General features: G+C 41.5%; 7 protein-coding genes. 5 read left to right on the top strand and 2 right to left on the bottom strand.

Going from position 1 to position 5,075, the window contains the following annotated elements; all coding sequences use genetic code 11:
• From ACCM36_RS11415 to ACCM36_RS11395, 5 genes are all read left to right on the top strand, one after another.
• Nucleotides 1–297 (top strand): hypothetical protein (locus ACCM36_RS11415; RefSeq protein ID WP_370573891.1); only part of this gene is annotated, 297 nt, incomplete at its 5' end.
• Between the two features lie 221 nt (nucleotides 298–518).
• The gene (gene eif1A, locus ACCM36_RS11410) at nucleotides 519–845 is read left to right on the top strand and encodes a translation initiation factor eIF-1A (protein WP_370573892.1); all 327 of its coding nucleotides are present in this window, start codon (nucleotides 519–521) and stop codon (nucleotides 843–845) included.
• Nucleotides 846–849: 4 nt separating this feature from the next.
• On the top strand, nucleotides 850–1,644 hold the full coding sequence (locus ACCM36_RS11405) for a serine protein kinase RIO (RefSeq protein ID WP_370573890.1): 795 nt from the start codon (nucleotides 850–852) through the stop codon (nucleotides 1,642–1,644).
• A gap of 2 nt (nucleotides 1,645–1,646) precedes the next feature.
• Entirely contained in the window at nucleotides 1,647–2,174 is a 528-nt protein-coding gene (locus tag ACCM36_RS11400) for a pre-rRNA-processing protein PNO1 (protein ID WP_370573889.1), read from the top strand.
• A gap of 38 nt (nucleotides 2,175–2,212) precedes the next feature.
• Nucleotides 2,213–2,905 carry a DUF1614 domain-containing protein gene (locus tag ACCM36_RS11395; RefSeq protein WP_370573888.1) on the top strand — a complete coding sequence of 231 codons (693 nt, stop codon included), beginning with the start codon at nucleotides 2,213–2,215 and terminating at the stop codon, nucleotides 2,903–2,905.
• Here ACCM36_RS11395 and ACCM36_RS11390 read toward each other — a convergent pair.
• Both ACCM36_RS11390 and ACCM36_RS11385 read right to left on the bottom strand, forming a co-directional pair.
• The gene (locus tag ACCM36_RS11390; protein ID WP_370573887.1) at nucleotides 2,891–3,787 is read right to left on the bottom strand and encodes an RAD55 family ATPase; all 897 of its coding nucleotides are present in this window, start codon (nucleotides 3,785–3,787) and stop codon (nucleotides 2,891–2,893) included. The two genes, ACCM36_RS11395 and ACCM36_RS11390, sit on opposite strands and share 15 nt — an antisense overlap.
• A gap of 67 nt (nucleotides 3,788–3,854) precedes the next feature.
• Nucleotides 3,855–5,075: dihydroorotase (locus tag ACCM36_RS11385; RefSeq protein ID WP_370573886.1), on the bottom strand; the 1,221-nt coding region annotated here is incomplete at its 5' end.

Raw genomic sequence — 5,075 nt, 5'->3', positions numbered from 1 at the left:
ACCAGAATTAACCGAACTGCCAAATCCAACGTCAGACAAGAAATAACTCCTGTCTCCACTTACGATAAAGCGGTGATTATCACGCACAACAGTTGTTGTGCGGGAATCACCATAATGCGCGCCTTGCTATATATACCTTGCGACTGGCGCAGGGCACAAAGCAAAACGGACATTACGGCCGAATTCACCACCATACTCGAGATTATGAATATACGCATTCAACGTATATATATTTTCTCTTTGACCCAGTTCCTACAAAAATTTGCAGGAAAGAATCGACTTCGCGAGAACACTTAGGTCCCCACGAGGGAGCATACAAAGAACTTAAATGTATATAAAGGTATCATGTGATGAAAATAGTGCATGTTGTCAAACCCATGATGAAAAAAGGTTTATTAGAAAAATAGACCTAACGCTATACGTTCGCAAACTTTAAAAACACCTTATGCATAGCAAAGACACTTATCCCATATAAGCATATTAACATATATACAGATAAATAAGAAACTTAAAGAGGAATCAAACTGTCTACCAATAACAGCGATTTCGAAAACCCAGAAAGCAGCGTGACCAGAGTACGTATACCTCGCAAGGACCAGGGTGAAGTATTGGCTATTGTAGAGAATATGCTTGGTGCCAATCGAGTAAAGCTCAGGTGCATGGATGGTGTCGTTAGAATGGGCAGGATCCCAGGTTCTATGAAGAAAAAAACATGGATACGGGAAGGAGATATAGTCATAGCTGTACCCTGGGATTTTCAAGACACCAAAGCAGACGTAATCTGGAAATATACTCGTCCGCAGGTAAACTGGCTTGAACGCAAAGGATATCTGAAGAGCCGATAAAAATATGGCAAAATCAATTGAAGATCAAATCAAAACCATAGACACCCTTGTTGATACCGGGCGAAACAAAAACAAAGACAGTGAAAAAAGAAAGGTCACGGAAAATGTTTTTGATGAAGCAACTCTAAAAGCAATATATACCCTCTCCAACAAAGGAATAATCGAAGCTTTGGGGGGTTCTATAAGCACAGGCAAAGAAGCAAATGTATTTCTGGCTGATGGTAAAGAACATAGCCTTGCAATAAAGATATACCGTATTACAACCAGTTCATTCAACTCCATGGAAGATTACATCATAGGTGATCCACGCTTTAGAGATGTAAGACACACAAAGAAAGATATTGTTTTCGCCTGGACTAAAAAAGAATATAGGAACCTTCTAAGAGCCGGTGAAGTGGGCATAAAGGTCCCAAAACCCATCACAACTGAAAGGAACATACTTGTAATGGAGTTTATGGGAAAGGACGAAAAACCATACCCCCTCTTAAAAGATGTACAACTGGACGAGAAAACTGCTAAAAAGGTCTTTGACACACTAATAGACTATATCAAGAAACTATATGTGGACGCAGGACTTGTACATGGAGACCTTAGCGAATACAATGTACTCATTGAGACCGAACAGATTGAACCAATATTGATAGATATGGGACAGTCAGTAACTCTTGAACACCCAAGAGCGGACCAATTTCTGCGAAGAGATATTCAGAACATTGAACGCTATTTCAAAAAATACGGCATAAAATCCGATGAAAACGACCTTTATACATTAATAACAAAAGATAAAAAGGATAAATGATCATGACCCACATCAAAGTACCCCACGATAGAATAGGAGCAATAATCGGCCCTAAAGGACAGGTTAAAAGCCTTATAGAGCAATTATCGACAGCTACCATTGAGATAGATAGTGAGAACGGCACTGTAGAGGTCATACCCGGAGAGGACCCCATCCAATCCATGAGAGCACCCGATGTAATTCAGGCCATTGCCAGGGGATTCAACCCAGAAAAAGCCATGGTATTAATGGACAATGAAATGATGATGCTCGAAACCCTCGATCTGTCAAACTCTGCAGGTACACCCCAGGAAATGATACGTCTAAAGGGACGCATTATTGGAAAAGCCGGGAAAACCAGAGAAATAATGGAAAGCATGATCGGCGTAAAAATATCCGTCTATGGAAAAACTGTAAGTATCTTGGGTACTCCAGAACAAAATCAAATAATTCGGACTGCCATCGAGATGTTAATAGGTGGAGCCACACATGGCCAAGTGTACGGGTTGCTTGAAAAGAAAAAGCAAATGTTGATGCGATCACAATTATAGATTTTAGATAGATTTTAAATACATAGTGCGAGGCAAACATGAGAGGGTATGTAAACCGTTTGGAACTAAAACAGATTGCAGTGTTTGGACTAATACTGCTTCCAATCGCTATCCTCTGTTATGAGAATAAGTTAAACATAGGACACATAACATCTGCTCCTCTTTTCCTTATGCTTCTCCTTATGCTGGCCACAAGAAATATAGAAATACCTATAGCCAGTATACGCACAAGAAAACCCGAAATCCTTCCTCAGCATGCTTTCATCCTAGAAAAGATATACAGTGTACCCATATCAGAAGAACTCATAACTCCTAGAGAAAGAGTGTTCGATACCAAATTAACTATAAACTTTGCAGGAGTGATCATACCCCTCCTGGCTGTCGTATATCTCTTGGCAACAGGACCAATCACAACATCTTTGGAAATAGCCCTTATAATCACTGTAATTGCATTCCTTGCATCAGAGATGGTCGATGGAGTTGGAATAGAAATACCTGACCATATAGGAATTATAGCGCTGCCTTTGGCACTTATACTTTCACCAGATAATGCAGAGAGCGTGGTCTTTATTTCAAGTATAGGAGGAATACTCGCAGGAGGTATTGCTTCCCTGCTTACACTTGATCGAGAAAAAAATGGAAGCGCCTATATAAGTATAGGTGGCGTCGGAAGCTTCAGGGCTATATATACAGTAGTATTGATTGCAAGCCTCATGTCATACTATACCTAAATCACGCTCTGTACGACGCTGGTCCATTTTGTCCTGGAGCATCTTTTGAGGGAGAGTTAATGCGCGGTATTTAGCAATACCAGTTGCTGTAAACCTGAAAGGTTGAGGTGTATGATCTATGCGAGTGGCCCTCATTTTTTGTATAGCCATAACAGGCATTGGAGTAGTATCAATATCATTTGTCTGAATAAAGTCAAGGAAAACAATTCCATCACCCAGAAAATCATAGTCATCAAACTGCTTTTTCTCGATTCCGTGGGTCTTTTCAGTAACGAGCAATGAGGTGATTTTATCCTTTTTAAGTAATCTATGTAAAGCACGCCACGAAGTAGATTTTCTAAATTCATCTGGAGCTGTAAATACATTTAAGGAATCAAACACAACCCTGTCAGGTTTATGGGATTCAATGATCTCGATCATCTCTTCTGAAGTGAGCATAGATATACCGAAAACTTCCAGATAACCATCATCAATATACTTACCTATGTCCCAACCAAATCTCATGAAATGCTGTACGAGTTGTTGCGCCCTTTCTTCGAATGAAAAGAAGATGCACCTTTCACCATTTTTTGCCCCTTCCATCAGGAACTGCATGCAGAAAGTGGTTTTACCTGTCCCTGGAGGGCCTGTTACTACAACTGAAAAACCCTTTGGGAAGCCTCCCTCCAAAAATTCATCCAACCCAGGTACCCCTGTAGGTACCCTTTTGAGTAACCTATCAATATTCTGCGTATCAAGTTTAGCCTTGAATCGACTGTTATCCAGATTAAGTAAAGCTTTCTCTAATACTACGTTTTTGGCGCCCAGATCCTTCTCATATCTTTCAAGGACCTTGATGGCATCGCCGCTTAGAGTAGTATGAATAGCGAACTTGGATTTCATCTCAACACCATGAACATAATATAGTATTATATATTTAAAAGGTTATGGTTCTATGGACATAAATTTATCAATGATGTTCATCAGTGTCCATGCACTTCCCATGGCCTGGTAAAAATACACCCCGGCCATAGGAAGCCGAAATCTCACCATCCCATATCACATCACCCCTTGATATCGTAATCTCAGGAAAGATCGCTTCAATTCCTTCAAAAGGAGTCCAGCCCGCCTTTCCATGCAAATGGTCGCCTTTTATAGGAGTTACCTTTTTTGTGTCCACAATGATAATATCAGCATCAAAACCTACTTCTAACCTGCCTTTAGAATACTTGTCCAGACCAAATATCCTGGCTGGAGCAGCACTTGTAGCATCTATCATGCGTCCCAGAGGAAGAAGATTCTTCTTCACAGCCATAAGCATTAGAGGCATGAGAGTTTCCACTCCTGGAACCCCCGATGGAGCTGTCTTTATGTCCGCATCTTTTTCACTTTCACAATGAGGAGCATGATCTGATGCTACAATATCCACACTACCATCATTTAATGAGTTCAGAAGGAACTTAACACTCCTACGATCCCTTAAAGGAGGATTCATTTTACCATAACACCCCAGTCTGTCCCAATCCCGGGTAGAAAGGAACAGATGATGAGGCGTAACCTCACATGTGATTGGCGATAGACCTTTTTGCCGTGCAATATATCTGTCTCTGCCTAGCACACCTACTGACTCAAAAGCACTAATATGGCAGATGTGACCCCTTGCACCAGTCTTTCGGAGAATGTCTACCGCCTTTTGCACTGCAGTGGCTTCGCATATATTAGGCCGTGCCCGCGAGTGTGAGGAAGGAGACATATCATTCTTTAGTAATGCCTCGCACTCTAGGCGAATAGCATCATCTTCCGCATGGATAGCTGCCAATGCCCCAAGTTCTTTGATCACCCCCAGGGCACTTTCAAGCATTGTTTCATCGATATTGAGCCCGCCTGTGGATTCCGCCATAAATATCTCCCCAAATGCCGTTACTCCTTCTGCCCAGAGCTCATGCAGTTTTTCAAGATTGTTTGTAACTCCTCCGTGAATACCAAAATCCACAATGGATTTACGGGATGCAAGCTTGAGTTTTTCTGAAAATGATTTTTTATCAACAGTTGGAGGGAGGGTATTAGGATGATCCACTACAGTTGTGATACCGCCTGCTGCCGCAGCACATGAACCGGTATACCAATCTTCTTTCTGAGTAAGTCCTGGCTCTCTGAAATGCACATGGACATCAATTCCCGCTGGCAGGAC

Origin of the sequence: Methanomethylovorans sp. (assembly GCF_041305605.1) — an archaeon.
GTDB lineage: Archaea > Halobacteriota > Methanosarcinia > Methanosarcinales > Methanosarcinaceae > Methanomethylovorans.
The sequence above is the reverse complement of the archived record's forward strand: the minus strand, read 5'-3'. Positions and strand labels throughout refer to the sequence as shown.

What these genes read in the sequence shown, in the direction of transcription:
- ACCM36_RS11405 (WP_370573890.1), top strand. Translation starts at nt 850, where the DNA reads ATGGCAAAATCAATTGAAGATCAAATCAAAACCATAGACACCCTTGTT.
- ACCM36_RS11400 (WP_370573889.1), top strand. Translation starts at nt 1,647, where the DNA reads ATGACCCACATCAAAGTACCCCACGATAGAATAGGAGCAATAATCGGC.
- ACCM36_RS11395 (WP_370573888.1), top strand. Translation starts at nt 2,213, where the DNA reads ATGAGAGGGTATGTAAACCGTTTGGAACTAAAACAGATTGCAGTGTTT.
- ACCM36_RS11390 (WP_370573887.1), bottom strand. Translation starts at nt 3,787, where the DNA reads ATGAAATCCAAGTTCGCTATTCATACTACTCTAAGCGGCGATGCCATC.